Origin of the sequence: Campylobacter blaseri (assembly GCF_013201895.1) — a bacterium.
Classification (GTDB): Bacteria; Campylobacterota; Campylobacteria; order Campylobacterales; family Campylobacteraceae; genus Campylobacter_B; species Campylobacter_B blaseri.
In genome coordinates this window covers 775,248-802,166 of record NZ_CP053841.1, presented here as the reverse complement: position 1 = coordinate 802,166, position 26,919 = coordinate 775,248, and the positions used below count along the sequence as shown (strand labels likewise).

At 27.3% G+C, this 26,919-nt stretch carries 31 protein-coding genes and 2 tRNA genes; 15 read left to right on the top strand and 18 right to left on the bottom strand.

The window, feature by feature from the left end; genetic code table 11:
- Positions 1 to 3 precede the first annotated feature (3 nt).
- From CBLAS_RS04155 to CBLAS_RS04100, 12 genes are read right to left on the bottom strand one after another with little or no spacing between them, the layout of a single operon-like run.
- Positions 4 to 549: a hypothetical protein gene (locus tag CBLAS_RS04155; protein WP_106870461.1), complete on the bottom strand. Its 546-nt coding sequence runs from the start codon at positions 547 to 549 to the stop codon at positions 4 to 6.
- Complete coding sequence (locus CBLAS_RS04150) at positions 549 to 1,418, bottom strand: CDC27 family protein (protein WP_106870459.1); 870 nt, start codon at positions 1,416 to 1,418, stop codon at positions 549 to 551. The genes CBLAS_RS04155 and CBLAS_RS04150 overlap by 1 nt, the downstream gene beginning before the upstream one ends.
- The gene (locus CBLAS_RS04145; RefSeq protein WP_106870457.1) at positions 1,411 to 2,235 is read right to left on the bottom strand and encodes an ATP-binding protein; all 825 of its coding nucleotides are present in this window, start codon (positions 2,233 to 2,235) and stop codon (positions 1,411 to 1,413) included. The genes CBLAS_RS04150 and CBLAS_RS04145 overlap by 8 nt, the downstream gene beginning before the upstream one ends.
- Entirely contained in the window at positions 2,228 to 3,862 is a 1,635-nt protein-coding gene (locus CBLAS_RS04140) for a pilus (MSHA type) biogenesis protein MshL (protein ID WP_106870455.1), read from the bottom strand. Before CBLAS_RS04140 ends, CBLAS_RS04145 begins: the two co-directional genes overlap by 8 nt.
- A complete protein-coding gene (locus CBLAS_RS04135; protein WP_106870453.1) occupies positions 3,840 to 4,232 on the bottom strand; it encodes a hypothetical protein in 393 nt (130 codons plus the stop codon). The genes CBLAS_RS04140 and CBLAS_RS04135 overlap by 23 nt, the downstream gene beginning before the upstream one ends.
- Entirely contained in the window at positions 4,229 to 4,885 is a 657-nt protein-coding gene (locus CBLAS_RS04130; RefSeq protein WP_106870451.1) for a hypothetical protein, read from the bottom strand. The genes CBLAS_RS04135 and CBLAS_RS04130 overlap by 4 nt, the downstream gene beginning before the upstream one ends.
- Positions 4,882 to 6,411 (bottom strand): hypothetical protein, encoded by a 1,530-nt coding sequence (locus CBLAS_RS04125; RefSeq protein ID WP_106870449.1) that lies wholly within the window; start codon positions 6,409 to 6,411, stop codon positions 4,882 to 4,884. The genes CBLAS_RS04130 and CBLAS_RS04125 overlap by 4 nt, the downstream gene beginning before the upstream one ends.
- A 60-nt stretch (positions 6,412 to 6,471) precedes the next feature.
- Positions 6,472 to 7,362, bottom strand: a complete 891-nt coding sequence (gene era / locus CBLAS_RS04120) for a GTPase Era (protein ID WP_106870447.1) — start codon at positions 7,360 to 7,362, stop codon at positions 6,472 to 6,474.
- On the bottom strand, positions 7,359 to 8,678 hold the full coding sequence (gene hslU / locus CBLAS_RS04115) for an ATP-dependent protease ATPase subunit HslU (RefSeq protein ID WP_106870445.1): 1,320 nt from the start codon (positions 8,676 to 8,678) through the stop codon (positions 7,359 to 7,361). Before hslU ends, era begins: the two co-directional genes overlap by 4 nt.
- Positions 8,679 to 9,224 (bottom strand): ATP-dependent protease subunit HslV, encoded by a 546-nt coding sequence (gene hslV / locus CBLAS_RS04110; protein WP_106870443.1) that lies wholly within the window; start codon positions 9,222 to 9,224, stop codon positions 8,679 to 8,681.
- Entirely contained in the window at positions 9,224 to 9,667 is a 444-nt protein-coding gene (gene rplI, locus CBLAS_RS04105; protein WP_106870441.1) for a 50S ribosomal protein L9, read from the bottom strand. The genes hslV and rplI overlap by 1 nt, the downstream gene beginning before the upstream one ends.
- Before the next feature lie 19 nt (positions 9,668 to 9,686).
- Positions 9,687 to 10,910: an argininosuccinate synthase gene (locus CBLAS_RS04100; RefSeq protein ID WP_106870439.1), complete on the bottom strand. Its 1,224-nt coding sequence runs from the start codon at positions 10,908 to 10,910 to the stop codon at positions 9,687 to 9,689.
- 100 nt (positions 10,911 to 11,010) lie between these two features.
- On the opposite strand from CBLAS_RS04100, the gene CBLAS_RS04095 reads away from it, so the two are divergent.
- From CBLAS_RS04095 to CBLAS_RS04055, 9 genes are all read left to right on the top strand, one after another.
- Entirely contained in the window at positions 11,011 to 11,256 is a 246-nt protein-coding gene (locus CBLAS_RS04095; RefSeq protein ID WP_106870437.1) for an RNA-binding S4 domain-containing protein, read from the top strand.
- 5 nt (positions 11,257 to 11,261) lie between these two features.
- Positions 11,262 to 11,666 carry a tRNA (adenosine(37)-N6)-threonylcarbamoyltransferase complex ATPase subunit type 1 TsaE gene (gene tsaE, locus CBLAS_RS04090; protein ID WP_106870435.1) on the top strand — a complete coding sequence of 135 codons (405 nt, stop codon included), beginning with the start codon at positions 11,262 to 11,264 and terminating at the stop codon, positions 11,664 to 11,666.
- Positions 11,659 to 12,381, top strand: coding sequence for an LPS export ABC transporter ATP-binding protein (gene lptB, locus CBLAS_RS04085; RefSeq protein WP_106870433.1), 723 nt, complete (start codon positions 11,659 to 11,661; stop codon positions 12,379 to 12,381). Before tsaE ends, lptB begins: the two co-directional genes overlap by 8 nt.
- A gap of 160 nt (positions 12,382 to 12,541) precedes the next feature.
- Positions 12,542 to 12,799 carry a calcium-binding protein gene (locus CBLAS_RS09755; protein ID WP_106870628.1) on the top strand — a complete coding sequence of 86 codons (258 nt, stop codon included), beginning with the start codon at positions 12,542 to 12,544 and terminating at the stop codon, positions 12,797 to 12,799.
- 307 nt (positions 12,800 to 13,106) lie between these two features.
- Entirely contained in the window at positions 13,107 to 14,408 is a 1,302-nt protein-coding gene (locus tag CBLAS_RS04075; RefSeq protein WP_106870431.1) for a hypothetical protein, read from the top strand.
- A 10-nt stretch (positions 14,409 to 14,418) separates the two neighbouring features.
- Positions 14,419 to 16,374 carry a calcium-binding protein gene (locus CBLAS_RS04070; RefSeq protein ID WP_106870429.1) on the top strand — a complete coding sequence of 652 codons (1,956 nt, stop codon included), beginning with the start codon at positions 14,419 to 14,421 and terminating at the stop codon, positions 16,372 to 16,374.
- Between the two features lie 62 nt (positions 16,375 to 16,436).
- On the top strand, positions 16,437 to 16,652 hold the full coding sequence (locus tag CBLAS_RS04065; protein ID WP_106870427.1) for a hypothetical protein: 216 nt from the start codon (positions 16,437 to 16,439) through the stop codon (positions 16,650 to 16,652).
- Positions 16,653 to 16,837: 185 nt separating this feature from the next.
- Positions 16,838 to 17,056, top strand: a complete 219-nt coding sequence (locus tag CBLAS_RS04060) for a hypothetical protein (protein ID WP_133169607.1) — start codon at positions 16,838 to 16,840, stop codon at positions 17,054 to 17,056.
- Positions 17,057 to 17,078: 22 nt separating this feature from the next.
- On the top strand, positions 17,079 to 17,411 hold the full coding sequence (locus CBLAS_RS04055) for a hypothetical protein (protein WP_106870422.1): 333 nt from the start codon (positions 17,079 to 17,081) through the stop codon (positions 17,409 to 17,411).
- A gap of 380 nt (positions 17,412 to 17,791) precedes the next feature.
- Here the strand turns inward: CBLAS_RS04055 and CBLAS_RS04050 are convergent, their stop codons facing one another.
- Genes CBLAS_RS04050 through CBLAS_RS04035 form a run of 4 tightly spaced genes read right to left on the bottom strand, consistent with a single transcriptional unit; the run spans position 17,792 to position 20,716 of the window.
- Positions 17,792 to 18,325: a PhnA domain-containing protein gene (locus CBLAS_RS04050; RefSeq protein ID WP_241517581.1), complete on the bottom strand. Its 534-nt coding sequence runs from the start codon at positions 18,323 to 18,325 to the stop codon at positions 17,792 to 17,794.
- A 23-nt stretch (positions 18,326 to 18,348) separates the two neighbouring features.
- Positions 18,349 to 19,716: a phosphomannomutase/phosphoglucomutase gene (locus tag CBLAS_RS04045; RefSeq protein ID WP_106870420.1), complete on the bottom strand. Its 1,368-nt coding sequence runs from the start codon at positions 19,714 to 19,716 to the stop codon at positions 18,349 to 18,351.
- 56 nt (positions 19,717 to 19,772) lie between these two features.
- Positions 19,773 to 20,492 carry an arginyltransferase gene (locus CBLAS_RS04040; RefSeq protein WP_106870418.1) on the bottom strand — a complete coding sequence of 240 codons (720 nt, stop codon included), beginning with the start codon at positions 20,490 to 20,492 and terminating at the stop codon, positions 19,773 to 19,775.
- Positions 20,489 to 20,716: a hypothetical protein gene (locus tag CBLAS_RS04035; RefSeq protein WP_106870416.1), complete on the bottom strand. Its 228-nt coding sequence runs from the start codon at positions 20,714 to 20,716 to the stop codon at positions 20,489 to 20,491. Before CBLAS_RS04035 ends, CBLAS_RS04040 begins: the two co-directional genes overlap by 4 nt.
- A 117-nt stretch (positions 20,717 to 20,833) precedes the next feature.
- On the opposite strand from CBLAS_RS04035, the gene CBLAS_RS04030 reads away from it, so the two are divergent.
- From CBLAS_RS04030 to CBLAS_RS04005, 6 genes are all read left to right on the top strand, one after another.
- Positions 20,834 to 20,910: transfer RNA gene (locus CBLAS_RS04030), tRNA-Arg, on the top strand.
- A 20-nt stretch (positions 20,911 to 20,930) separates the two neighbouring features.
- Entirely contained in the window at positions 20,931 to 21,668 is a 738-nt protein-coding gene (locus CBLAS_RS04025; protein ID WP_106870414.1) for a YaaA family protein, read from the top strand.
- 67 nt (positions 21,669 to 21,735) lie between these two features.
- The gene (locus CBLAS_RS04020) at positions 21,736 to 23,223 is read left to right on the top strand and encodes a class I SAM-dependent methyltransferase (protein WP_106870412.1); all 1,488 of its coding nucleotides are present in this window, start codon (positions 21,736 to 21,738) and stop codon (positions 23,221 to 23,223) included.
- 115 nt (positions 23,224 to 23,338) lie between these two features.
- Positions 23,339 to 23,620 carry an HU family DNA-binding protein gene (locus CBLAS_RS04015; RefSeq protein ID WP_106870410.1) on the top strand — a complete coding sequence of 94 codons (282 nt, stop codon included), beginning with the start codon at positions 23,339 to 23,341 and terminating at the stop codon, positions 23,618 to 23,620.
- Between the two features lie 66 nt (positions 23,621 to 23,686).
- The gene (locus CBLAS_RS04010) at positions 23,687 to 24,565 is read left to right on the top strand and encodes a DMT family transporter (protein WP_106870408.1); all 879 of its coding nucleotides are present in this window, start codon (positions 23,687 to 23,689) and stop codon (positions 24,563 to 24,565) included.
- A gap of 60 nt (positions 24,566 to 24,625) precedes the next feature.
- A tRNA-Leu gene (locus CBLAS_RS04005) sits at positions 24,626 to 24,712 on the top strand.
- A gap of 66 nt (positions 24,713 to 24,778) precedes the next feature.
- Here CBLAS_RS04005 and CBLAS_RS04000 read toward each other — a convergent pair.
- Together CBLAS_RS04000 and CBLAS_RS03995 are read right to left on the bottom strand one after the other, a co-directional pair.
- Positions 24,779 to 24,916, bottom strand: coding sequence for a hypothetical protein (locus CBLAS_RS04000; protein ID WP_157940011.1), 138 nt, complete (start codon positions 24,914 to 24,916; stop codon positions 24,779 to 24,781).
- Positions 24,917 to 25,341: 425 nt separating this feature from the next.
- On the bottom strand, positions 25,342 to 26,790 hold the full coding sequence (locus CBLAS_RS03995; protein WP_106870406.1) for a tryptophanase: 1,449 nt from the start codon (positions 26,788 to 26,790) through the stop codon (positions 25,342 to 25,344).
- Positions 26,791 to 26,919 lie beyond the last annotated feature (129 nt).

Sequence of the window (26,919 nt, the reverse complement as noted above, 5' to 3'; positions counted from 1 at the left end):
TTATCACCAAAATTTCTTAATTGAAATTAATTTTTCATTTCTATATAAAGCTATTATCATCTTATCAATACCATCTTCATTTTTAATAAAAAGATTACAACTATTTTCTTTATCTAGTATAAATTTATAAATACCATTGTTTTTAATATAGTCTTTATTTACATATTTATCAAAAATTATTGATAATATATAATCCACTTTTGGAGTTTTTATAAAACTTATATCAAAACCATCTACTAAAGATAAATATAGCATTTTTTTCTGAAAAAGAACAGTTGCATACAAAGATGCATTTTCACGCTCTTCTTTTGTTTTATAAAGCATAACAATTGGTATTATAAGTTCATTTACTTTATCCATTTTTAAACATGCATTTGCATAAATATTAGCCATAGATATATTTTGTTTTTCAATAAAAATATCTCTTACCTCACTTTGACAAATTCTATTATATTGATCTAATTTATCCCAATTTTTAATATCATCTATCGTTATTGAAAAAAGCATATTTACTGCAAAAAATATAAAGAAAGGAAATTTTATCTTCATTATAAATCACCATTTTCTATTCTCTTAATAAGTGCTTGAACTTCCTTATTTGGTACTCTTCTATTAAAAGCCTCAAGGGCAATTAATGCATCTTTTTTAAGGGATTGTTTATATTTTGATTTAGCAAATAAAATCCAACTTCTCGCATCATCTTTATTAATCTCATTTGAAATCAATGCCCATTTTATAGCTTCATTGTAATTTTTGTTATTATAAGCTTGCTCTGAAAGCATTAAAGAGTAAGTAATGTTATTTGTGGCATAAAATTTATCTTCCAAACTCTTTTTATCTTCTTTTAATTTAGTTGTTTTTATTATAACTCTATCTTTTGCTAATTTTGTATTTGAAACAGTATTTCTAGTACTTAAAGACGAAGTTTTAGGTGGTAATGGCGGATTACCAAAATCTATAATTTCATCTTTTGGAATTAAATTAAAATTATTAATATTTGATTTATCTTCATATTGATTGTTTAAAATAAATCCACCGGAATCAACACTAGAGTCAATTCCTATATGATTTATCTTTAAAAATGTATTTGTATTATCTTTATTATCTATGTTATTGTGTGAAGTAATATTGCTTTCATCAAGAATAGTATCGTTTTTTTCATCTAAAATCATCTCTTGTACTTTAGTGCTATGTTCCATTTTTTCTTGATAGCTAACTTGTCCATTGTTTGAAAATACCACCCAAAATATTGCCCCTATTGCTCCAGATATTAAAATCAGTAGAAATAAAACTGTCTTATCAAATAATAAATTTTGCATTCTGCTTGTAGTGTTAAAAAATTTATTTTTCTTTTTTCTATTAGAATTGTATCTATTCCATTTTTCTTCTAACTCTAATATCTCAAAATGTTCAAGCATCTATAATCCCTGTACCAATTGCTGCCATTTCTATAAATTTATTATTAATATTTGTAGTGCTTATCTCTGTTGGCTTATTAACTTCATAATACTCAAATAATTCATATAGTTTATAAAGAAGTTTATTTAAATTTCTTAAATTACCATCTGTTAAATAGTGAAGTAAATTAAAATTATCTTCACTATACATTAAAAAATATTGATAAAAATTATGATATACTAGCTTCTTTTCAATATAAAGTTTTAGTTCACTAAGAGTTGAATTTGGAAGCTCTATACTAGACCAAATTCTTGTTTTAAAATAATCTTTTGCCAAAACATCCTCTTCATCTGTTTTATGTACAGTAAAAAGAAATTTAAAAAGTCTACTATCTGCCATAAGTCTAATTTTTTCAATTAAATTAGGTGGATAAAGCTGTGCTTCATCAAGCAAAATAACCACTTGTTCTAAGCTTTTGGAATTTACATTAATATAATCTTTATATATTCTCATAAAACTTTCATATGTATCAACATTTTTTTTTGGTTTTTTATCAAAAATATGAAAATAAAGTTCATTGAAAAATTCTTTTTCTTCAAAAAATGGTTGAGGAAAAAAAACAACCTTTACCTTTTTTTCTAAATCATTTTTTATCTTATTTAATAAAAAAGTCTTTCCAGAGCCAGGTTTTCCATAAAATAAAATTAATTTAAGTGGTTTTTGCAAAGCACTTATAATCTTATGATAAGCAAGAGTGGATTTATCCATACTTACAAAATCACCAACCCCATCTCGCTCTAAAAAGATATCTTTAATTAAAGTATAGTTATTATTCATATGTATAAATTGACTTTGAAAAACCTAATTCTTTTAAGGAATCTGCTAAATTTTTATTTGAATTATCATTAACCAACCTAGGAGTTATTACAAAAACAAGCTCAGTTGTAGAGAGTGTATCAGCTGTGCTTTTAAACAGATTTCCAACCATAGGAATAGAGCTTAAAAATGGTACACTTGTATTATCTTTTCCTTTAGTTTGACCGATTAAACCACCTAAAATAATAGTATCTCCATCATTAACAGTTACAACAGTTGAAATTTTTCTCTCTTTGGTGTCTGGAGCTATTCCTCTAGGTTTTTCATATTTTATATCATCTCCAGAATATTTAAAACTGCTTAGAGATGGGTTTATTCTAAGCATTATCTTATCATCATCTGAAATTTCAGGTGTAATATTAAGTAAAATTCCTATAAATGTAGAATATTGCTTTGTATCTTGCGAAACAGTACTACCACTGTCGCTAGAATTTGTGGATTCTATAAGAAGGTAGTTTATAACATCACCCACAGAGATTAAAGCTTGTTGATTGTTTATAGTCATAACTTTTGGATTAGATATAACTTTTGATTTTCCTTTTGTCTCTAAAAAGTTTATCATACCTTCTATATTAAAATTAAGATTGGCACCAATAGCCCAGACACCATTACTTTGACTAGATTTTGTACCCATCTTGTTCCACCACTCATATTTTGGAGGAGTTCCAAACTCTACAAGTTCTTTTTTATCAGTTGGATTTCCATCTTTGTCTTTAATGAAATCATATTTAGGTAATTTTCCAGGATCAACTATATGCGGAGTTTCATTTCTATTCCCAAAAGTATATCTACTTGGAGTTGATGGGTTTCCACCAAGATAAGAATTAAATCCTATATTAAATTTACTCCAATCAATTCCTTTTGTATAATTATTTTTTAATTGAACTTCAATTATAGAGACGTCTAAAATAACCTGTCTTTTAAGTCTTCTTTGCATCTCAGCTATATATCTTTCAACTCTTTTTATTTGTGATTTAGTAGCAGTTACTGTTACAAGACCTGCATTTTGATTAATGATTGGTGGTATGGCTTGGAAATTTTCTGAACCATTGTTCAAAATTGCTGTTATCTCTTCACTTAAATTTACCCAAAAATCAAATTTTTCAGTTACTGTAATTCTATTATTTTCTAAAGCTGCTTTATCACCAGCGTCAGTAAAATCTCTAATAGTAGAATCAGTTGACGCCTTTGTTATTGCAGTTCCTTCTCTAACTCCTGTAATATAGTCAATCTTAAAAGTCTTCGTTTGAAGAGCTGAAATATTAAGAGCATTATTAGTATATTCGTAATCTAAATTATTGCCTTTAATTAAAACATCAAAAACCTCTCTAATAGAAAGATCTTTTATACTAATACCACTTAGTTGATTGCTTAATGTCTTAGCAGCAATTGCATCTTTAGTTACTATACTAAATTTACATACATCAGATAGCTGAATAAGCAATTCATTTAAACTAACTGATTCGTTAATTGATATATTAAAAGCTCTCTTACTACAAGTATTAGCATAGCTTACAGTAAATAGAGCACTTACTGCTATAATTAAAAATGCTTTTTTAGAAAATTTATTTATATGTGATTTTAACATTTTTGTTTCCTTCATTTAGTTTTAACTCTAAAATTTTATCTTTATCTCTTAGCATAACGCTACTTTCTTTTATACCTATAATCTTATAATCATCTATCTGTTCATTTACAAAATACCAATTCCCGTTTATTTTAGCTTTATTAGATAAAATACCAGTCAATTTATATTTTACAAACTCTTGATTTGGCTTTTTAGAATCCTTTTTTTCTGAAATAAAATTAAAAGGATCTTTTAGCAAAAATATCTGTTTTTGATCCAAACCTTCTCTTCTTGTTTTTAGTTCATCAAACATTATTTCATAAGTAGATATGTCGTTTGCGATAATATTTGTGAATGCTAAAAAAATTAACAATATAATATTTTTTTTCATTGGTATTTCATCCCCCAAACTGATATTTTTAACTCACCACCAATAAGATTATTCTTAGTGGCATTTATATCAATTCCATTTAAATCAACAACCATTTCAGACTCTTCTATTGAGTTAATATAGTTTAATATATTATTAAACGCCCCCTCTAATTTTACATCAATATTTAACATCTCTTGTATTTTTTTTAACTCTACATTATTAACTTGGCTATTAATATAAAAAATTTTAATATTGTTTTCTTGTGCATTTTTTGCAAGAAAATCTAAAAAACCTGCCCAGTTTTTTCTATCATTACTAAGAGATGAGACTTCTAATAATTTATTATCAAAAAACACATTAGTATCTTTAATTGAATTTAATCTATTTATTTCTCCATCTAATACATTTTTTTCTTTATTAATGGCATAATTAGTATCACCATCTGGTCCAATTTTATTAGATAGATAAGAATTTGTATCATTTAGTTTACTAGTAATATCATTTAAGTTTCTTTCTTCTGTATCAAAATATTCTTGAGACATAGGAAAGATAGCTAAGTAAATCAATATAAATATTATTAAACAAGCAAAAGCAATGTACATATTTATCTCATTTTGATTTTTGTTGGCAAAGTATTGATCTATTTTATCAAGAGTATTTTCTTTTCTCATTTTTTTACCTCTATAGTAATATCACTTTGATAAGCTATTGTATTATTATCTTCATCTAAAGCAATAGATTTTGTATCTACTGTATATTTTTCACCCTTATCACTAATATTTCGCAAAAGCTCTGTCATCTTTTTTTCTGTTTCAGTTGCTACTGAAAAAGTAATATTAGAATCATCGGCATTGATTTTAACTAATTTTCCACCTTTTGTATTTATCATATTTGTCATATCATAAATAGCTTTACTTTTCATGGGATAATTTACTTTTTTATCAAAAATTGCACTAAGAATTTGTTTTCTCTCCATTAAAATATCATTTTCTTGTTTTGTCAGCTTTTTTGTTTTATCAATCTCTTGTTTTAATCTATTTAACTCATTTTCTATTCTTGTTTTCTCAATCAATTTTACTGCATATTCTTCAGCTTTTTTTGCAGTTATTTGTTTATTGACCATACCATAACCATACTGATATGCAGGATACACCATTGCCAGTATTAAAGAAAGCGTACTAGCCAAAATTAATTTACCACTATCTCTTTGAACAAATGGCGGTGGTCTTAAAAAACTAGAATAGTTGTAATCATCATTTTTTTCAGCTAAATAAACTTGAGCGGTTAAAAACATCAAAACATCTAATTGTGTAAAGTCTTTAAAATCTTTTTGATTTAAAGCTATACTAAAATCAAAATTTCTAAAATTGATTTTAAGTCTATCTTCTATAAAGACCTCAACTCCCTTAATATGTCCTATATCACTTCCAAAGTAAATATTGTCAACACTTAGACCATGAATTTTTTTTATACTGCTTATAACATCATTTAAATATAAAAACATATCATCAAATATTGCTATTAGAGCATCTCTTTCATTTGGATTTTCTAAAGTAATGCCTTGTCTTGCTACCATTTCATAAAACATCTTGTTATCTATCTTTTCGCCAATTGATTGACAAAATTTATCACAAATATATTTTAGGGAGTATCTAAGTGGTCTAGAATCAAAATATTCACCATTTTGATAAACAACTAAAAAAGCATCATCTTCCTCCATATAAACAAAACAATCAACACTACCATCAACAGGTAAAATACTCTTTTTATACAAAGATTGCATCAAAAATGGAGCAATAGCAACATAATCTATATATTGTGTATGGTTTGCTATATTTTCTAGCTCATTATTTAAAATAGTATTATTAACAACAAAAATATTATAAAACCTATCTTCACTTTCTGTTTCGCTAGTTTCAAGATATGTAATTTTATAGTCGTTACTAGGTTCTAAAGATAAATCTTCATAAGTTTTAATAGTTATTGAATCAGTTAAATCTTCATTTGGTATACTTCTAGGAATTTCTATAGTAGTACTTTCGATATCTTTATACGAAATATAGCTTATATAAAATTCTTTATTTTTATCACTTTTTTCTACATCATATTCTTTTAAATAATTATCTGATATAGAAAAAACTTTCTCAGTAGATCTGTTAATAACTACAATAGAAGTTTCATTTTTCTTTTTAATCATGTAAATCCACCTAGTTCTATTTTATATTTAATGTAAGTTTAATTTAATTTTTATTAAAAGTCAATATACAAAGCTCTTTTTAATGATATTTTTATCACTTTTCCAGTTTTTTTTTATACTAATTTCTAATTTTAGGAATATTTTACTATCCTCAAACTCTGAAATTAGTTTTTTAGCTTTAATCCCTATTCTTTTAATAGCATCTCCGTTTTTGCCAATTAATATACCTTTGTGAGAGTTAGTATCTGTTATAATCTTTGCATAAATAGATACTAATTCTTCTTTTTCAACAATTTTATCAATCAAAACATCAGTTGAATACGGAACTTCACTACTAACGGAGTCAAATATAGCCTCTAATATAAAATCTCTATAAATATCTCTCACATTTGTTGTGCTAATTAACTCAGGATTATAAAAATATTCATGCTCTGGTAAATTTTTACTAATCTCATCTAAAAGTGGTTTTTTACAAATATTTTTTTTAATAGAAGTAGGAACTAAAGCTAAAAACTTATCATGAAATTTAGAATATTCTGTAATTTTTTTAGCTAGTTTTTCTTGACTAGCTTCATCAATTTTAGTTAAAACTAGAATATGTCCTATTTTAGGATTTAATTTTAAAAAATTTTGATAATTTTTAATATCATCATGTACTGATGCTAAAAATAGTATCAAATCAGCATCGCCAATTGACTTAAGAGCCACATCAACCATGAGCTTATTAAAAAGTTTGCCACTTTCATGAAGTCCTGGGGTATCAACAAATATAATTTGATCACTTCCATTCATTACAATACCATTAATTTTTCTTCTTGTTGCATTAACCTTATGTGAAACAATAGAAATTTTTTCACCAAGCAAGAAATTTAGGAGAGAACTTTTTCCTGCATTAGTTCTCCCTATTAATGTAACAAAACCACTTCTTTTGCCTATATTTTTTTCACTCACAAAATATACCTTGCTAAATCTTGCTCTTCTAAAATTTCACCTAATTTTTCATTAACAAGTTTTTCATCTACAATTATACTTTGTCCAGCAAACTTATCAGCCTCAAAACTTATATCTTCTAAAACTTTTTCTATTACAGTATGAAGTCTTCTAGCGCCTATGTCTTCTATGCTTTGGTTTGCATTTGCTGCTATTTTTGCTATAGCTTTTATAGCCTCATCACTAAAACTAAGATCAACATCTTCAGTTTTAATAAGTGCTATATACTGTTTAAGTAGTGAGTTTTTAGTTTTAGTTAGTATCTGAAAAAGAGTATTTTCATCTAAGCTATCAAGCTCAACCCTCAAAGGAAATCTTCCTTGAAGTTCAGGTATCAAATCACTTGGTTTGCTTATGTGAAAAGCTCCAGCTGCTATAAAAAGTATGTGGTCTGTGTTTATATTCCCATACTTTGTTGAAACTGATGAGCCTTCAACTATTGGAAGTAAATCTCTTTGAACACCCTCTTTACTAGGATCTTGCCTATTAGAACTTCCACTAGAAACTGCAACTTTATCTATCTCATCTATAAAAATTATACCTTCATCTTGCGCTCTTCTTAGCGCTTCTGTTTTAACACTTTCAATATCTAAAACTTTTTCACTAACTTCATTTTTTAATATATTTTTTGCATCTTTAATTTTTAAAGTTTTTTTAACTTTTTTATTTCCAATTCCTATAATTTTGACAAAACTCTCTTGCATATTTGCCATTTCAGGTGGTAAATTTGGGTTTGATTCCAATGAGCTTTGGGTTATTTCAATCTCTATATTAAGATCATCCAAACCCCCATTTAAAAGCCTCTCTCTCATCTTATCATAACTTCTTTTGTAGTCTTCAAGTTTATCATCACTTGCACCTTTTGGCAATGGTGGAAGTAATTTTTCAAGTATTATTCTTTCCACGCTATCATTAATTTTATCAGTGCTTTTTTCTATCTCTTCAGCTTTAACTAAAGAAAATGAAGCAGCGACTAGATCTCTTACCATTCCCTCAACATCTCTCCCGACAAAACCAACTTCTGTATACTTACTAGCTTCAACCTTTATAAACGGAAATCCAAAAAGCTTTGATAATCTTCTAGCAATCTCAGTTTTTCCAACACCAGTTGAGCCTATCATTAAAATATTTTTTGGGATGACTTCATCTCGCATATCATCGCTAAGTTTCATTCTTCTATATCTGTTTCTAAGCGCAACTGCTATCGTTTTTTTAGCATCTTTTTGCCCTATCACATACTCATCTAATTTTTCAACTATTTGTTTTGGTGTAAGCATCTATTTTCCATCCCATATTGATAATGTTTTTATGTTCAAATTTGTATATATACATATCTCACCAGCAACTTTTAAACTCTCTTTAACAAGCTCTTCTTCATTTAATGTGCCAAATTTATCCAAAGCTCTTGCTGCGCTTAATGCATAGTTTCCACCACTTCCAATAGCAGCTATTTTTTCATCATCAGGCTCAACAACATCGCCATTACCACTAAGTAAAAAAATATGATCTCTATTTAAAACAAGCATCATAGCTTCAAGCTTTCTAAGATATCTATCTTTTCTCCACTCTTTACTAAACTCGATAGCAGCCTTTAACAGATCGCCTTTTGAACCATCAAGATGTTTTTCAAACATATCAAATAGATTAAAAGCATCAGCCGTACTTCCTGCAAAGCCACCTAAAACTGAGCCATCTTTACCTATTTTTCTTATCTTGGTGGCTGTGCCTTTTAGTACAGTATTTCCAAAACTTACCTGACCATCACCACCAATAACTGAGCCGTTTTTACCCTTATAGGCTAAAATCGTTGTAGCATGAAACATTATTCACTCACCACATCAATTTTAAAAGAGCCGTGAATTCCGTGCTTAAATTTGATATTTACGCTATAAATTCCAACAGACTTTATGCTATCTATTTCGAGTGCTTTTTTGTCTATTTCGAGTGCTTTTTGTTCTTTCAATGCATCTGCAATCTCATCTTTTGTAACTGAACCAAACAAAGAGCCATTAGCACCTACTGGCTTTTTAATGGTAATTGTTATGTTTTCTAACTCTTTTGCAAGTTTATTATATGTTTCAATCTCATATCTTAATTCATCAGCTTCTCTTTTTTTAGCTGCTTCGTATTGGCGTAAAACATCCGGTGTTGCAACTTTTGCCAAGCCTTTTGCAACTAAAAAATTATGTCCATATCCATCTTTTACATCTTTTATTTCCCCTGCTTTTCCAAGAGATTTTACATCTTTTAATAATAAAACTTTCATCTTTTTCCTTTAATTTTAACTATATAATTTTTCTTCCGTTTTTTCCTGCTATTATAAATCTTAATGCACTAAGTTTTATAAAGCCATCTGCATCTTTTTGATCAAACACATCATCTTCTTCAAAGGTGCTAAAATCAACATTAAACAAGCTATCTGTTTTGCTGCTTCTACCTAATACTATAACATTTCCTTTATAAAGTTCAAGTCTAACTACACCATTTACATGTTTTTGTGACTCATCTATCAATGCTTGAAGCATAAGTCTTTCTGGACTAAACCAAAATCCATTATAAATAAGCTCAGCGTATTTTGGCATAATTTCATCTTTTAGATGTGCTGCACCGCTATCTAAAGTTAAACTCTCAATTGCTCTATGCGCTTTTAGCATTATTGTTCCACCCGGAGTTTCATAGCAACCTCTTGATTTCATACCAACATATCTGTTTTCAACTAAATCAAGTCTTCCAATTCCATGTTTTGCACCAAGTCTGTTTAATGCATCTAAAATTTCATGCGGTTTTAAAGCCTTTCCATTTAGAGCTACAGGATCGCCATTTTTATACTCAATCTCAATAATTTCACTCTCATTTGGTGCATCTTTTGGATCAACACTCCATCTCCACATATCCTTTTCAGGAGCTGCATTTGGATCTTCTAAAATAAGTCCCTCATATGAGATATGAAGTAAATTTGCATCCATAGAGTATGGAGATTTACCTTTTTTTTGCTCTATTTTAATATCGTTTTTCTTTGCATATGCAAGAAGTTTTTCACGACTATTTAGATCCCACTCTCTCCAAGGAGCTATAACTTTAATATCAGGCATTAAAGCATATGCACCAAGTTCAAATCTAACTTGATCATTTCCCTTTCCTGTTGCACCATGTGAAATAGCGTCTGCACCTGTTTGCTTTGCAATTTCAACAAGTTTTTTTGCTATTAATGGTCTAGCAATTGATGTTCCTAAAAGATATTCTCCTTCATAAACAGCATTTGCTCTAAACATAGGAAATACATAATTTTTTGTAAATTCCTCTTTTAAATCCTCAATAAAAATATTTTTCTCTTTTATACCAAGTTTTAAAGCTTTTTCTTTTATAGGAGCTAAATCTTCATTTTGCCCAATATCAGCAGTAAAAGTTACAACCTCACAACCATACTCATCGCCAAGCCATTTTAAAATAATGCTCGTATCAAGTCCGCCTGAGTATGCCAAAACAACCTTTTTAATATCTTTTTTCATTTTTATCGCCTTATTTTAAATTTTTGGTTTTAATTTTACCCAAATTTCATTTAAAAAAAGGTAAATAGTATTTTTAAGTATTTTTAGATAAAATAACTTTATGAGATTAGATAAATTTTTAAATGTTGTAAATATTACAAAAAGACGCTCAATTAGCGATGATATGTGCAAAAGTGGTGTTGTTAGTTTAAATGGCGTAGTTGCAAAAGGTGCTAAAGTTGTAAAAATCGGAGATAAAATTACAATTAAATTTTTAACCAAAGAGAGTAACTATGAAGTTTTAGACATCCCAACTTCAAAAAACACCCCTAAAAGTGATCAAGCAAGATACATCAAAGAGTTATAAACTTAATGCAAAATTTTGAAATCATCTTAAGCGAAAATGAACTTGAAATTTTAGCTAAAAAGCTCCCAAAAGAAGGTGTTATCATACTAAAAGGAAACCTAGCTAGTGGAAAAACAACACTAACTAAAGCTATTATTCATAATCTAGGAATAATAGCTAATGTTTCATCTCCAACATTTTCTGTTATGCAAAATTATGAAGATGTTTTTCACTATGATATCTATCAAAATGGTGTTGATGGTCTTAAAAAAAATGGTCTATTTGAAAATTTTTTTGAAGATGGGCTGCATATAGTTGAATGGGGTGATGATGAGCTTATAGCACTTCTTAATAAATTTGAGATTAAATGTTGTGTTATAAATATAGAAATTTATGAAGATAAACGAAAATACAAGGTAAGTTATGCATAAACTAGAAGCTATAAATTTAGAAAAAACTATAAAAAAATCAAACATTATAAAAGGTGTTTCGCTATATGTAAAAAGTGGGGAAATCGTAGGACTCTTAGGTCCAAATGGCGCTGGAAAAACTACAACTTTTTATATGATATGTGGTTTAATATCTCCCACAAAAGGTGATGTTAAATTAGACAATGAGATAATAACAAAAGCACCACTTCATAAAAGAGCAAACCTTGGAATAGGCTATCTGCCCCAAGAAAGCAGTGTTTTTAAAGATTTAACTGTTGAAGAAAACCTACTTTTAGCGGCTGAAGTTAATTGTAAAAATAAAGATGAAATTCAAAAAAAAGTAAATGAAACATTGGAACTTTTAAATATAGAACCAATTAAAAATAGACTTGGAGTCAGCTTAAGTGGTGGAGAAAGAAGAAGATGTGAGATAGCAAGAAGTCTTGTTATCACTCCTAAATTTTTACTTCTAGATGAACCGTTTGCTGGAGTTGACCCAATTGCAGTTGCTGATATACAAAATATCATTAAAGAGCTTAAAAGCCTAAATATAGGCATACTAATAACTGATCATAATGTTCGTGAAACCTTGGCAATTTGTGATAGAGCATATGTTATAAAAGATGGTAGTCTTCTAACAAGCGGGACATCTAAAGAAGTTTCAGAAAATAAGGATGTTAAAAAATACTATCTTGGAGAGAGTTTTAAATTTTAAGCATTTTGTAGATTAGCGCTACATTTAGAACATATATTTTAGTTTTTAATGTATAATTCTCTGCTTTAAATGGTAAAAATGATACTTATGCATTTAAAAGATGGCAAAGGTGCTATATATGATAATAGAGGAAATAGCAACACCATTACATTGGTAAGATATAAACCCAAATGAGATAAAACTATCAAGAAAGTTAGTAAATTTAGTTATAGAATTTGTTGATAAAAATAGAAATTTAGCAGACGATAAAATAACCATTCAAAATTACTTTAATATATTAGAGGATTTAGGTAATGGTGTCATAGAAAAGATTAAATTTAAAAATAGCACTATTTGGGATTTAGATACCATACTTAAAAATTTTCCATTGCTAGCTATTGAAAATAGGGATATAAATTTAAAAAACATTATAAAATAATCTAATAAATTAACATCAAACAAGACAAACTTATATATAAGTTTAGTAGCATAAGAAAACTAAGTTTATATATAAGTTTTAAATAGTAAATTTTAATTTATTAGATAAAAAGATAAATTTAAAACTAAGATTGTTGATAATAGTTTTCAACTATTAAATTTAAAATATAATTTTAAATTAATAAAAATTAACTAAATTTATCTAAGGTTTATTTAGATAAAATTAATTATAATCAATATGTTTGTTATGCATAGTGCATTATATTTGAATTTATGCTTTTAAAATCTTCTAGGAGCAATAACTATAGATGTCAGATATAGATAATGAAAACTTAAATAAAAATGAAAAGTTAAGAAAAATCTTAGCAGAAAGAAAAGCTAAAACATCTACTAAATATACAAATTTTAATAACTCAAATTTAACTAAGAATAATTTAAATTCAACTAACAATAATCTAAACGATAAGAATTTAAATTTAAATAGTGAAAATGATAATGCAAATTTATTAAATAAAAATAGTAATTTAAAATTTAACAATAAAACCAATAATTTAAATCTACATACTGAAAGCTCAAATAAGAATTTAAATAATACAAACAATAATATAAATTTAGATAATAACTTAAATAATAAAGACAATACTTCAAATTTAAATAAAACAAATTTAGATAATCAAAATTCAAATTTGGATAGTGAAAATAGTAGTTTAAATTTACTAAATAAAAATAATAGTTTAAAATTAGATGATAGATTAAATAATCAAAACCAAAATAAGAATTTCAACAATACAAATAATAGCATAAATTTAAATAGTAAAAATGCAAATAATGCAAACCAAAACAATAAAAATAAAACAAAAAATAAAACTACAAACTCAATGTTTAAAAACAATGAACTAACAAAAAGTGGTAGAAACTACGATATGCAGCCCTTAAAATTAGAAAATTATAATTGGTTTATGAATTGTCATGGGATTGTTGATTATATATTTTTTATGTGTTCGATGATTGTTTCATTTTTTGTATTTTTGCCAAATGATGACTCAATTACTATGTTTCATGCTTGTATTTCACTTTTTATTATGTTAGTTCTTTGTCCTTTGCTTGATTATATAAGTTACTATTTTTTTATGTTTGAAAACAAAAGAACAATAAAGCTTTATAATAATAAGTTTATATTTTATAAAAATGGCAAGATTGTAGATGAGTATAAATTTAAAAAAAATGATGTAAGTTCATATTTAAAAAAAAATTATATAGGAGATTGTTTTAACTTTAAAGATAATTCTTTTGATGTTAATTTTTGGTTAATTATAATACTTATTTTAGCTATATATGCAGGACAAATACCGGCATTAATAGCTATGTGTTTGGCTTTATTTTCAGTAGCTATGTATGATAAGGCTGTAAAGAAAATCATATATCGTAAAAAAAATGGAAGTTTATATAACTTTTCACCATATTTAAAAATAACAATTGGAAATTTATATCAAGCTAGAGCAGGACACTGGCTTAATTACTTTTCAAATGATGAGTATATAAGTTTAAGACAATACTTTTTTGATGTTTTAGATAAAGATTTAAATAATATTAGAAAATCAATGTATTAAGGAGAAAGAGATGACAAGAGAAGAAAAAGCTAACTATGAGTTAGATAGGGCGTATGAAAGACTACTTGCAAATAGCCATTTAGCTAGAGAGTTGATAGAGTTACTTATACAAAAAGGATTAAAAGCTGATGAGATATTTAAGAAAGCAAAGTTAGAAATAGGCAAAGCTACTGGAACGATGTCAGAAGAAGCTCAAGACAAGCTTGAAGAAAAAATTAACAAAATTGGAAAAGCTGTAATTCTTGTTGATATTATAGATCAGCTAGATAGTGGTCAATCTCTAGGAAGAGTAACAGTTGGTGCTCTTGCTGATGGGTTAACTGGATTTTTATCAGCAAAAAAGCTCATCCCAGGAGTTGGTCAAGTCCTTTTTACTATAGATGTTATAAATTTAGTTTCTGAGCTAACTGGTCATGATGCTCTTATAGATATAAAAGGTTGGTTTCAGAAAAAATATGATGAGATAAAAAACACATCATCAGAACTACCAGATTTGGATGCTTTGAGTAAAGGCATATTAAAAATTACAATGCCAAATGGAGATGTTTACTCTCGTCCACTTGCAGAGTCTTTTAGTGGAACAATTAAAGGTGGTCAAAACTCATCTAATGATGTATTGTTTGGTGGAAGTGGAGATGACTATTTTATATCAGGTCGTGGTAATGACATATTAATAGGTGGAGATGGTAATGATACATTTGTATCTTATGATGGTCATGAGATTGATGGTGGAAATGGCTTTGATACTTATATGCTTAATGGTAGTGCAACTATAAAAGATAGTGATGGAAAAGGAAGGGTATTTTTAAATAGTAAACTAATGAAGGGTGGTAAGTTTTCTTATAGTAAAAATGGTGAAGATTTATACTTTAATGGTTCTGATATATATTCTTATAATAAATCAACTAAAACACTTACAATATTAACAGGTTCTGCTGGAAATGTAACTATAGAAAATTTTAATAAAGATAAAAATGACTTAGGCATAGTTTTACTAGATAAAGATGAAATAGCAATTGAAGTAAGTGATAGTTCTGCAAAAGAAAAAGAGGAGAGTATGGAATTTACTATAACTCTTAAAAATGATGATAGAGATGATAAGACATTTTTAAAAGATAAAAGCTTTTTCTTTGAAGATGGTGAATATATAATAGTTAATGTAAATGATAAAAAATATCTATTTGGAAAACCAGGTAAAGATACTCACTTAGCAAAAGGTTACCACTATGATGAAAAAGTAGACGGCATTAGTGCAACTTATACTTATAAATGGAAAGATGATGAAAAAGAAGAAGATGATGAAAAGTTTGAAGTAATTGCTAAGATTGATTCTATGTCTGAAAATCTTAAAGCTAAATTTACTAAAAATGGCATAGGCACTATACAAGATGATGACGAAGACGATAACCCAAACGATACTTTCCCGGATACAACCCCTGCTTTAACTAAAACTTCTCCGATTGTAATTGACTTAAATGGTGATGGCATAAAAACAATATCAAGAAAAAATAACAAAATATACTTTGACTTAGATAACAACAAATTTGCAGAAAATACTGCTTGGATAGATAAAAATGACGGAATTTTAATCAATAAAACCTTAATCGCAAATAGTGCAACAAACGGAAGTGAACTATTTGGAAATCATACTTTACTATCAAATGGAAATTTGGCAGCTAATGGATTTGAAGCATTAAAGGAATTTGATAATAATAGTGATGGGGTGATAAATGAACTGGACTTACTAGGCTATGAAAGCTTAGCAATCTGGCAAGATACTAACGGGGATGCTAAACTAAGTGAAAATGAAATAAAATCTCTAAAAGAACTTGGTATAAAAGAGATAAACTTAGATTATGAAAATAGCGATTTTATAGATGAAAACGGCAATGAACACAGACAAACTTCAAATGTCCTTTTTGAAAACGGAAACAAGACTAGTATTAGCTACGATTTGCAAATTTAAATTTACTTGTTGCGTAAGTTTGAATTTGAATTTGCAAAGAAATTTTATAAAAAGGATAAAATATGGAAAACGATGTTTTTAATAAAAACAAGAATTTAAGGGATTATGATAAAGAACCGATTGTTATAAAAGACAATATTATGCTTAATCCTTTTCGTAAGATTGCCTTTAGTATTTGGCAAATGTCGAATAGAACACCGGATTATTTTTTAAATTTGATAATATATTACAAGGATAGTGAAAATTTAAAAATACAATACTTTCAGAAATTCAAATAGGTGGAATTTTCAATGTTTTTAAAACTATAAATTATAGTTTTCCTGTTGCGTATTATGATAGCGATATTTTAGGTAAAAAAATTGCTATTTTTATATGCTGTTTTATTCTGTTGTGTATCGCTATACTTAAAGGTTTTTTGATTACTTTGTCAATTTTGGGATTTTTTTTAGTATTATTTTTATTTGTGCAAAATTTATTATATTCAAAGTCAAAAGTTGATTTTTTTTACGATGTTTTATTTATAAAAGGCAGAAATCATAAATTTATAAATTTTATGATTAGTTCTGAAAGTGATTACAAAGAATTAAAACGATATTTTCAAATAAAAACCGGTAAAAATTTGGATAAAACACCAAAGAAAATAACCGCACTTTTTGAATTTAAAAAAGAAGATTTTAAATAATATATTTTTAAAGGAGCTAACTATGAGTTCAACAGGTAGTAGAGAAGCGAAAGCTAGGATTGAGTTAGATAAGGCTTATCAAAGACTTTTAGAAAATTCTAAGTATTTAGAAGAATTGCTTAAATTGTTAAATGATGTCGTTGATACAGCAGTATTAGCAAACGATATACACGCTATGACATATGACGGAAATGCAAAAGAATTGGCACAAAAATATATAAAAACAAAGGCAAACGGCGAAGTAACAAATGTCAGTGAATTTATAGAAAAGAAAAAAGATATAGAATTAAAAAATATGAAAATAAATGTTGCTGGAATTGGTGCTAGTGTAGTATATAAAAACAAACAATTATAAACAAATAATACCATTAATTTCGAGCAAAGATAAAGATGAAATAAGAGAGTATTTTTTAAAAAAAATAAAAATAGATATAAAATATAAAATTATATATTTATTACCTAAAATGAATAAATAGCAAAAACCAATCATAATAAAACTACTGCTTTTACTAAAATAACTAAGACTAAATCATAAAAAATAAAATAGCCCAAAATTGTAGATTAAAAGCACTAGTTAAGCTATTTTATAAACTAATTTTGAAAAACCGTTGTAAATTCTTTCTTAAGTAAAATTTAGTAATCTTTTCACTACATCCTTAAATACCTTTCTAACCTTCCCTTCAAAAATATAGCAAGTTCAGAGAGATAGATTCCAATTTTGTATTTATTGAAACATTAAACTTTTTTCAAAAATTTACTTAAAAGAACTATTCTAGTTCCATTTATTTTACCCTCAACTTGTTCAGGGTTATTTGTTAACATTATATTTTTAACCAAAGTTCCTCTTTTAGCCGTAAAGCCTGCACCCTTTACTTCTAAATCTTTTATAAGAGTTACGCTATCGCCTTGTTTTAAAATAGAACCATTGCTATCAAATGTCTTTGTAATATCATTAGTTGGCAAATTTGCTAAATCTTTAAGTTCATCTTCTATATACAAAATATCCAACAAATCCTTTGCAAATGCTTCATTTTTTAATGTGTTTAGAATTTGGTAAGAAAGCACTTTTACCGCTGGAATTTCACTCCACATTGCTATTTCTAAGCACTCATATTTTGCTGGATTTTCTATATTGAAATTTGTAACAGCTTCCATGCATTCAGCACATAAATTTGCACCAAAATTAATCTCATTTTTAATAAAATATATATCTAAATTCTTATCACTTCCACAAATTTCACAATGGTTATTTGATCTATTTTTTATCACTTCTATCAACTTTTAATCCTTTATCAAGTAATATTTTTTATTTTTTCAACTGTGTTTGTAAATTTATTTTTAAGTTCTTGCATATACTTCTTAGAATTTGCTTCAAACCTAGCAACCAATACAGGCGTTGTATTGCTTGCTCTAAGCAGTGCCCAACCATCTTTAAAGTGAACCCTTATTCCATCAATCTCACTCATGCTAAGTATTTCATCAAAATCACCACTGTTTTCTTTTAAAAACTTAATAAATTTATTTACTATATCAAATTTATTCTCTTCGCTAACTTCTATTTTAATTTCATCTGTAGAAAATACTTTTGGCAACTTTTCAAGCTCTTTATCTAAGTCAATACCTTTATAAATTAATTCCAGCATTCTAAGCATAGCATAGATAGCGTCATCAAAACCTAGATATCTCTCTTTAAAAAATATATGTCCACTAACTTCTGCTCCAAGGTCGATACCCTGCTCTTTCATAGCTTTTTTAATATTACTATGCCCTGTTTTTCCCATATATGTTGAGCCTATCTTGTTTATAGCTTCGTAGATATTTTGTGAAAATTTAACCTCTCCCATTATTTTTGGGTTATCCATATTTAAGGCATATAAATAAGCAAGTTCATCGCCTTTTATATTTCGTTTTTTAGTAACAACAGCTATTCTATCACTATCTCCATCAAAACCAAAACCTATATCAAAATCTTTCAAAAGATAGTTTTTTATATCTTTTAAATTATCCTCTATGCTTGGATCTGGGTGATGGTTTGGAAAATTTCCATCAGGATTTGAGTATAAAATTTCCATATCTAATTTTAAATTTTCTTTTAATTTTTGTAAAACTACTCCGGCAGTTCCATTAGCACAATCGCTTATAATCCTACATTTCATACCTTTTAAATGTTCAAATTTCTTTGATATATAGTCTATATATTTAGATAAAATGTCTGATTTTATAGCTTTAAAATTATTTTCTATATCCACTTTATTGTATAAAATTTCACTAACTTTAACTTTTAACTCTTGCAAATCTTGTCCAAAATAACTATCTTTATATATAGTTATTTTAAATCCATTATAATCTTTTGGATTATGACTTCCTGTAATCATAATATTTGCATCAAAATTATCTGTAAAAGTACTAAAATACCCAACAGGAGTTGGAACCAACCCTATATCGAAAACTTGCAAGTTTGCTTTATTGAGCCCACTTGCTAAGTATTTAAAAAGCATGTCAGCACTAAGCCTTGCATCATATCCAACACTAACAGACTCAACTCCTCTTTTCTTCATCTCAAGACCAAGAGCATACCCTATAGCCTTAGTAGATATTTCATTTAAATCTCTTTCAAAGATACCTCTAATATCATATTCTCTAAATATATGTCCAAACACAATCAACCTTTAAAAATTATTCAGATTATTTTATTAAAAAACAATTAAAAATGCCATTAACTCCAATTTGGAATCTCATTAAAACCAACATACTCTTCAAGTTTTTGCTGTGGCATAAACTCTTTTTTATACTCTAAACTTTGACAACCTTTTACATAATACCCTAAATATACCCATTGTAAATTTAAGCTTTTAGCAATTTCAATCTCTTTTAAAAGAGAAAACTTACCTAAGCTTAAATGAGCATAATCAGGATCATAATAGCAGTATATAGAACTTATGCCATCATTAATAACATCGATTAAATCTACACAAATAAGCTCATCATATTCATTATAATAAGATATCTCTTTTCCAAAATTTCCATGCCCAATCACATATAAATCATAATATTTTATTAAATCTATATCATAATATTGCCAATCTCTTTTAAAATACATATGTTTATGATATTTATCAAAAAGTGCTATATGTTCATCATCAACTATGGGTTTTGAAATTATCCATTTTGTTTTTTCATTTTTTCTTATGACTCGTCTTTGACTTTTACTAGGCTTAAACTCAAAACTATTTATCCTAACACTAATGCACTCTTTGCAATCTTTACAAATTGGTTTTTGAAAATATCTTCCAAATCTTCTATAGCCATACTTTACAAGCTTCGAATTTAGTGCAAAATCACACCCATTTATAAAAATATATTCAGTTCTGCTTTGCCTATCTTTTAAATATGGACAAAGAGTATCTAAAGTACAAAAAGGTATGATATTTATCATATTTTCTTTATATTTGCATGCTTTATATAAGCTTCAAATTCATTTTTTAATCTTTTTTCTCTATGTGCTATGCTCTCTTTTTCTATATCAAAATCCCCATCTTTAAAAATATCTTTAAATTCATCTCTATTTGGATTTTTTTTAACTTTTTTTACTTCATTTTTTTTATCATCTTTTATCATATCTTTTTTTATCTCTTTTAAACTATCAAAAAAATCATTCATATTAAACCTTATTCTTAAAATTCACCTAATATATTAATATAAAATCGTTTAAGAGCTTATAAAATTATATTTTATTTTAAGCGAGATTTATGTATTATACATATTCTTTATATTCTAGCGCCCTTAGCTCAGCTGGATAGAGCATTTGATTGCGGTTCAAAAGGTCAGAAGTTCGAATCTTCTAGGGCGCGCCATATCTACTTTCAGGAATACTATGAAGATACTTTTTTCACCAAGCGAATCTAAAACATCTATTTTAGGAACTACAATATTTGATTTTAATAATTTTATTTTTCCACATTTAAAAGATAAAAGAGAAGAGGCTTTTAAGATATATGATAATTTTATAAAGCTTTCTACAGATAAAGAAATAAGTGAATTTTTTGGGCTGAAAAATGTAAATGACATCAAATACTACCAACAAAGTTACAAAGAAAAAACTGGTATAAAAGCTATCCTTAGATACTCTGGAGTTGCGTATAAAGCACTTAATTACACTCTACTAGATAAAACTTCACAAGAGTATATTGATAAAAATGTAATTATTTTCTCAAATTTATTTGGTCCTATTTTGGCAAATGACATCTTGCCTAATTATAAATTTAAACAGGGGCAAAAACTTGGTAGTTTTAAAATAGAAAACTTTTATAAAGAAAATTTTAGTAAATCTTTAGATGAATACTTAAAAAATGAAGATATTTTAGATTTAAGAGCTACCTTTTATGAAAAATTTTATAACATAAAAAAAGATTTTACAACTTTAAAATTTTTAAAAGAAGGTAAAACTGTTAGCCACTATGCAAAACACTACAGAGGTATAATTTTAAAAGAGATTGCAAAGCAAAAAATTTCCACTTTAGATGAATTTAAAACAATAAACATTGATAATCTTAGACTAATTGATATTAAAAAAATAAAAAATAAAAACGAAATTTTACTAGAAATAATATAAAAATTATTATATTTTTAATTAAATTTATTGTAATATATTTATTATTTAAAATATATAAGGTAAATTTATGATTAAAAATAAAACATCTGAAAAATCTTACGATGAAATACCATATCCTTCAAAATCTTTTGCTTTAACACAGCCAGATCATTTAAATGCAGTGCTACAACTATTTGGTTTTTTTGCAGAGAAAATAAGCAGTGCTAGAGTTTTAGAGATTGGTTGCTCTTTTGGTGGAAATATAATACCATTTTCAATAGCAAATCCAAATTCATATGTTGTAGGGATTGACTTATCGGGTGTCCAAATAGAAGCTGGACAAAATATAGTAAATTTTTTAGGTTTAAAAAATTTAAACTTGTATCAAAAAAATATTTTAGATTATAATAACGAGTTTGGATTTTTTGACTATATTATCTGCCATGGAGTTTTTAGTTGGGTAAATAAAGAAGTTCAAAATAAGATATTAGAAGTCATTAAAAATAGCTTATCTCCAAATGGCGTAGCTTGTATATCTTATAATACCTATCCGGGTTGGAAAAATATGGATATATTAAGAGATATAATGACATTTAGAGCTGATTTATTGAAGAAAAATGGTCAAAACATAGATAACTCAAACATTGTTAGTTATGGCAAAGGCGCTATTGAGTTTTTAAGAAATTACTCATATTTAAATGAAACTTTAAAAGACATGGCTAAAAATGTTCTAGAAAAATCAAATTACTATATATATCATGAATATTATGAGGAAGTAAACCAGCCAATATATCTTTACGAATTTAATAATATGTTATCCAAAAAAGGTTTATCACATATATGTGACTCAGAAATTTCTAAAACAATACCACTATATCAACATGAAAATATCAATATGGAAGAAGCACTGTCAAACGAATGTGGGGATGATTCTATCGCAAAAGAGCAATATTATGATTTTATCTATAATAGACAATTTAGAACAAGTATAATAACTCATATAAATAATAAAAATAATATAGGAATTTCTAAAAATTTTAAAATAAAAAATTTAGAAAATATAAATATTAAAAATAGTCGCAATTTTGACTATGTTTATAAAGAAATTCAAGAATACTTAGAAAAAATTTATCCAAATACTATAACAATTAAAGAACTAAAAGAGCGTTTTTCTACTAATAAAAATATATATCTAGAAGTATTAGATCTTATACATAATAAACAAGTTAGTATCCATTCTGAAAAATTTATACTAAAAAAAGAAGAAAAGCCAAAAATAAAATCTTCTTGGCTAAAATATATAAAATATCACATCAAAACTGAAAATCCTGTTATCTCTTTTTCAACAAAATGGGGTGCAAATTATGAATTTAGTGATTTAGAGCTTAATACTTTGTTGCTTTTTGATGGAACAAGGACAGATAAGGATATTTTTGATATTTTAAAAACTAAATTTAACAATAAAGAAATTACAATAAATAAAGAAAACTTAACAGATGTTCAAGCTAATAATGAATTAAATTCATTTATATTAAATTTGAGAAAAATAGTAGAAATTCATGGCTTTAACCAATAAATTTGAAATTTTCATAACAAAACTCCTATTTTATGGGAAAAATTTTTAAAAAAGTATTGTTTTTTTAAAAAAAGTATTGTAGAATGGTTTTAACAAATCTTAAAAAAGGATGCTCATGAAAAAAGCTGAATTTATTCAATTAGTTGCTCAAAAAGCTGGTTTATCAAAAAAAGACACAACAAGTGTAGTTGATGCTATGCTTGAAGCCATAAAAGAATCACTTGTAAAAGGCGAATCTGTAAGCTTTATAGGTTTTGGATCTTTTGATATTGCAAAAAGAGCTGCAAGAGAAGGTAAAGTTCCAGGAACTAATAAAACTTATAAATCACCTGCAACAAATGTAGTTAAATTTAAAGTTGGAAAACAGCTTAAAGAAGCAGTTGCTAAAACAAAATAATGTTAGGTGCTTTTTAGCACCTAATAACATTCAAATATTTCAAATTCTAATAAATAAAAGTAAATTATGTTAAAAAATGTAAACCTTGGTGCTATATATATGTTAGCATCTGCCCTATCCTTTGCTATTATGGGCATTTTTACAAAGCTATTAAGTGGAAATTTAAGCTCGCTAGAAGTAGTTTTTTTTAGAAATATTATAAGTGTTATTATAATTTTTATAAGCATTGTAAAATCTCCACTTAACAATAAAGGTGGCAAACCTTGGCTTTTATTTTTTAGAGGTTTTATGGGGTTTTCTGCACTTCTTGCATTTTTTTATAATATCGCAACAATCCCACTTGCAAATGCTATGACTTTTTCTCAAACATCTCCTATTTTTACAGCAATTTTTGCATTTATATTTTTAAAAGAGAGGATTGGAAAACTTGGATGGATAGCTATAGCTATTGGCTTTTTTGGACTTTTGCTTTTTACCAAACCTGAAATAGGGTTTAATAAAAATGATTTTTTAGGTATTTTTAGTGGCGTTGGTGCTGGACTTGCTTATACAAGCATACGGGGACTAAGGCAATACTATGATACTAGAACTATTGTTTTATCTTTTGCTTTAATAGGCACCATAGGACCAGCCGTTTTAATGATAGTTGGTAGTTTTTATACAAATCCTAGTTTAGATTTTATGTTATCTCCTTTTATAACGCCAAAAGGAATTGATTTTATACATATTTTAGGCATTGGTATTTTTGCCACCATAGCTCAAATTTTTATGACAAAAAGTTATGAAGTTAGCAAAGCTGGACTTGTTGCACCACTTAGCTATGCAAATATACCTTTTTCAATGGTTTTTGGGTTTTTATTAGGAGATACTCTTCCTGATTTTAGTGGATTTATGGGAATTATTTTAATTATATTTGCAGGAATTTTAATATCAAGAAGTAAATAGTTTAATCAAATTTAAGATTAAAAAGATATAATTATCTTTTACTATTTTAGTTATTATACTGCCCGGGTGGTGAAATTGGTAGACGCACCAGATTCAAAATCTGGCGGAGGCAACTCCGTGCCGGTTCGATTCCGGCTCCGGGCACCATTTATTTTTATAAAACTTCTTTAAATTTTATTACCTAGTATCAAACATTTAATTTTAAAACATCAATTAAGTTTTTATTTTTAAAGTTAAAGTTACTATACTCTCTGATATCTCTTTTTGTATAAGCTCGCCAGCATTAAAAAAAGTATAATCTTTTCCATCTAGCCGTAATTTATAGCCTACTATATTACCAAAAATTAGCAATTTTTCATCTTACTTCTTATAGTGAGAAGCTACTACTTTTTTCAATGCTAATCTTTTTTACTAAGCTAATTCATCTGATAAATCAATATTTAAAACCTTGCAAAGCTCTAAAATAAGTTCTTTTGAGCTATATAAGCCATCATAATAGCCTTTATCTAAAAATGCATCTAGACTTTTTGATGATATGATGACTTCTATCGCTTTTTAAATTTTGATACTTTGGCATAACCTATTTTTTACGAAGAGATGTTAGATCTTCACTTTGAAGCAGAGATTTTAAATCTTTAAATTGCATTTTATTATCTTTTTTTAAATTTTCCACCGATACATTTTTTGTGGTTTATCTAATTAAAACAAATATCAAGGACAAAAAACAGCCCAATTTACATGCCAAAATTTTTATAAAATTTAGATATGGCATTGCATTACAAGCTATTTCCAAAATCTTGTTTAAATTTTCTAACTAACTCTTCTTGCCAATTAGAAGTTGGCGCTAATTTACCTAAGAAAAATCTTAACTTTGATGGTTCATCAATAAATTTAAGACCCCCTATTAACTCTTTGTTTTTGTGTAGCCAAATAATTCTATCTATAATAAATTTAACCTGCGACAAGGTAAATACCCTTCTAGGCATTGCCATTCTTAAAAGCTCCATATCTGATATATGTTCACTTCCATCAGGATTTCTCTCTTCAGATATAGTACCTCTCTCCATGCCTCTACAACCGCTTACAATATAAAGCGCAGATGCCAAGGATCCCGCTCTATACTCTTCTCTTTTAATATGAGATACAAACTCCATAGCATCTATATGGCAACCAAGGCCTCCAGCAGGAGTTACCACAGGAACATTAGCTTTAACTAGCTCATCTGTCATATATTTAATAAACTCTGGTCCTTGAGAAATATTATCAAAATCCAAAGTTTCTTCAAGTCCAACCGCAATAGCCTCCATCTCTCTTACAGACATACCACCATATGTTAAAAAACCTTCATAAAGAGTAAGAAGTTCTCTCATTTTATAGTAATATTTTTCACTATCAAAACAAATTCCGCCACCTCTTGCACTGCTTAACTTTCTAGCTGAAAAATATATAACATCACAGCAATTAGATATCTCATTTAATATCTCTTTTATAGTTGAGTTTTTATATCTCTCTTCTCTTGTTTTTATAAAATAAAGATTATCACTTAAAAGACTTGCATCTAAGACTAGTGGAATTTCATACTCATTACAAATTTTCTTTACATTTTTTAAATTTTCTATTGAAAAAGGCTGTCCACCTATTAAATTTGTGCCTGCTTCCATTCTTACAAATGAGATATTTTCTGAGCCTTTTTTATTGATTTGCTCTGTCAATAACTCTATATCCATATTTCCTTTAAAAAGATTATTGCTATTAACCTCTATTCCTGCTTTATTAATGGCTTCTATCATATCTCCGCCGTTCATCATGACATGGGCTCTGCTAGTTGTAAAATGGTAATTTGTAATGACTGAACTATTTTCTTTAACCATCGCTTTGGAAATTATATTTTCTGCGGCTCTACCTTGATGAACTGGTAAAAAATATCTTTTATTAAAAAATTCTTTTACACTTTTTTCAAGTCTGCTAAAAGTTTGGCTTCCTGCATAGCTATCATCTGCTCTTAGCATTGATGCTACCTGGTTATCGCTCATAGCGTTTACACCACTATCAGTTAGCATATCTAAAAATATATCTTGGTTTTTAAGCAAAAAGGTATTATTTCCAGCCTCTTTTATAGCTTCCAGTCTTCTATCTATGTTTTGTAAATTTAGTTTTTGAACCACTCTAACTTTGTGAAACTCTAAGGGAATCTCCTCACCACTAAAAAATTTTACTTTTTTCATATAGCTTCTCCATTGAAATTTATTTTAGATTATACCTTAAAATAAAATATTACAATCTATTACAACTAATTTAAGCCTATTTATTGACATTTTATCACTATTGCAATATCATTTCTCTTAGAAATCAAA

Coding starts and splice junctions, on each gene's coding strand:
- CBLAS_RS04155 (WP_106870461.1), bottom strand. CDS start 549: ATGAAGATAAAATTTCCTTTCTTTATATTTTTTGCAGTAAATATGCTT.
- CBLAS_RS04150 (WP_106870459.1), bottom strand. CDS start 1,418: ATGCTTGAACATTTTGAGATATTAGAGTTAGAAGAAAAATGGAATAGA.
- CBLAS_RS04145 (WP_106870457.1), bottom strand. CDS start 2,235: ATGAATAATAACTATACTTTAATTAAAGATATCTTTTTAGAGCGAGAT.
- CBLAS_RS04140 (WP_106870455.1), bottom strand. CDS start 3,862: ATGTTAAAATCACATATAAATAAATTTTCTAAAAAAGCATTTTTAATT.
- CBLAS_RS04135 (WP_106870453.1), bottom strand. CDS start 4,232: ATGAAAAAAAATATTATATTGTTAATTTTTTTAGCATTCACAAATATT.
- CBLAS_RS04130 (WP_106870451.1), bottom strand. CDS start 4,885: ATGAGAAAAGAAAATACTCTTGATAAAATAGATCAATACTTTGCCAAC.
- CBLAS_RS04125 (WP_106870449.1), bottom strand. CDS start 6,411: ATGATTAAAAAGAAAAATGAAACTTCTATTGTAGTTATTAACAGATCT.
- hslU (WP_106870445.1), bottom strand. CDS start 8,678: ATGCTTACACCAAAACAAATAGTTGAAAAATTAGATGAGTATGTGATA.
- hslV (WP_106870443.1), bottom strand. CDS start 9,224: ATGTTTCATGCTACAACGATTTTAGCCTATAAGGGTAAAAACGGCTCA.
- rplI (WP_106870441.1), bottom strand. CDS start 9,667: ATGAAAGTTTTATTATTAAAAGATGTAAAATCTCTTGGAAAAGCAGGG.
- CBLAS_RS04100 (WP_106870439.1), bottom strand. CDS start 10,910: ATGAAAAAAGATATTAAAAAGGTTGTTTTGGCATACTCAGGCGGACTT.
- CBLAS_RS04095 (WP_106870437.1), top strand. CDS start 11,011: ATGAGATTAGATAAATTTTTAAATGTTGTAAATATTACAAAAAGACGC.
- tsaE (WP_106870435.1), top strand. CDS start 11,262: ATGCAAAATTTTGAAATCATCTTAAGCGAAAATGAACTTGAAATTTTA.
- lptB (WP_106870433.1), top strand. CDS start 11,659: ATGCATAAACTAGAAGCTATAAATTTAGAAAAAACTATAAAAAAATCA.
- CBLAS_RS04075 (WP_106870431.1), top strand. CDS start 13,107: ATGTCAGATATAGATAATGAAAACTTAAATAAAAATGAAAAGTTAAGA.
- CBLAS_RS04070 (WP_106870429.1), top strand. CDS start 14,419: ATGACAAGAGAAGAAAAAGCTAACTATGAGTTAGATAGGGCGTATGAA.
- CBLAS_RS04065 (WP_106870427.1), top strand. CDS start 16,437: ATGGAAAACGATGTTTTTAATAAAAACAAGAATTTAAGGGATTATGAT.
- CBLAS_RS04055 (WP_106870422.1), top strand. CDS start 17,079: ATGAGTTCAACAGGTAGTAGAGAAGCGAAAGCTAGGATTGAGTTAGAT.
- CBLAS_RS04040 (WP_106870418.1), bottom strand. CDS start 20,492: ATGATAAATATCATACCTTTTTGTACTTTAGATACTCTTTGTCCATAT.
- CBLAS_RS04035 (WP_106870416.1), bottom strand. CDS start 20,716: ATGAATGATTTTTTTGATAGTTTAAAAGAGATAAAAAAAGATATGATA.
- CBLAS_RS04025 (WP_106870414.1), top strand. CDS start 20,931: ATGAAGATACTTTTTTCACCAAGCGAATCTAAAACATCTATTTTAGGA.
- CBLAS_RS04020 (WP_106870412.1), top strand. CDS start 21,736: ATGATTAAAAATAAAACATCTGAAAAATCTTACGATGAAATACCATAT.
- CBLAS_RS04015 (WP_106870410.1), top strand. CDS start 23,339: ATGAAAAAAGCTGAATTTATTCAATTAGTTGCTCAAAAAGCTGGTTTA.
- CBLAS_RS04010 (WP_106870408.1), top strand. CDS start 23,687: ATGTTAAAAAATGTAAACCTTGGTGCTATATATATGTTAGCATCTGCC.
- CBLAS_RS03995 (WP_106870406.1), bottom strand. CDS start 26,790: ATGAAAAAAGTAAAATTTTTTAGTGGTGAGGAGATTCCCTTAGAGTTT.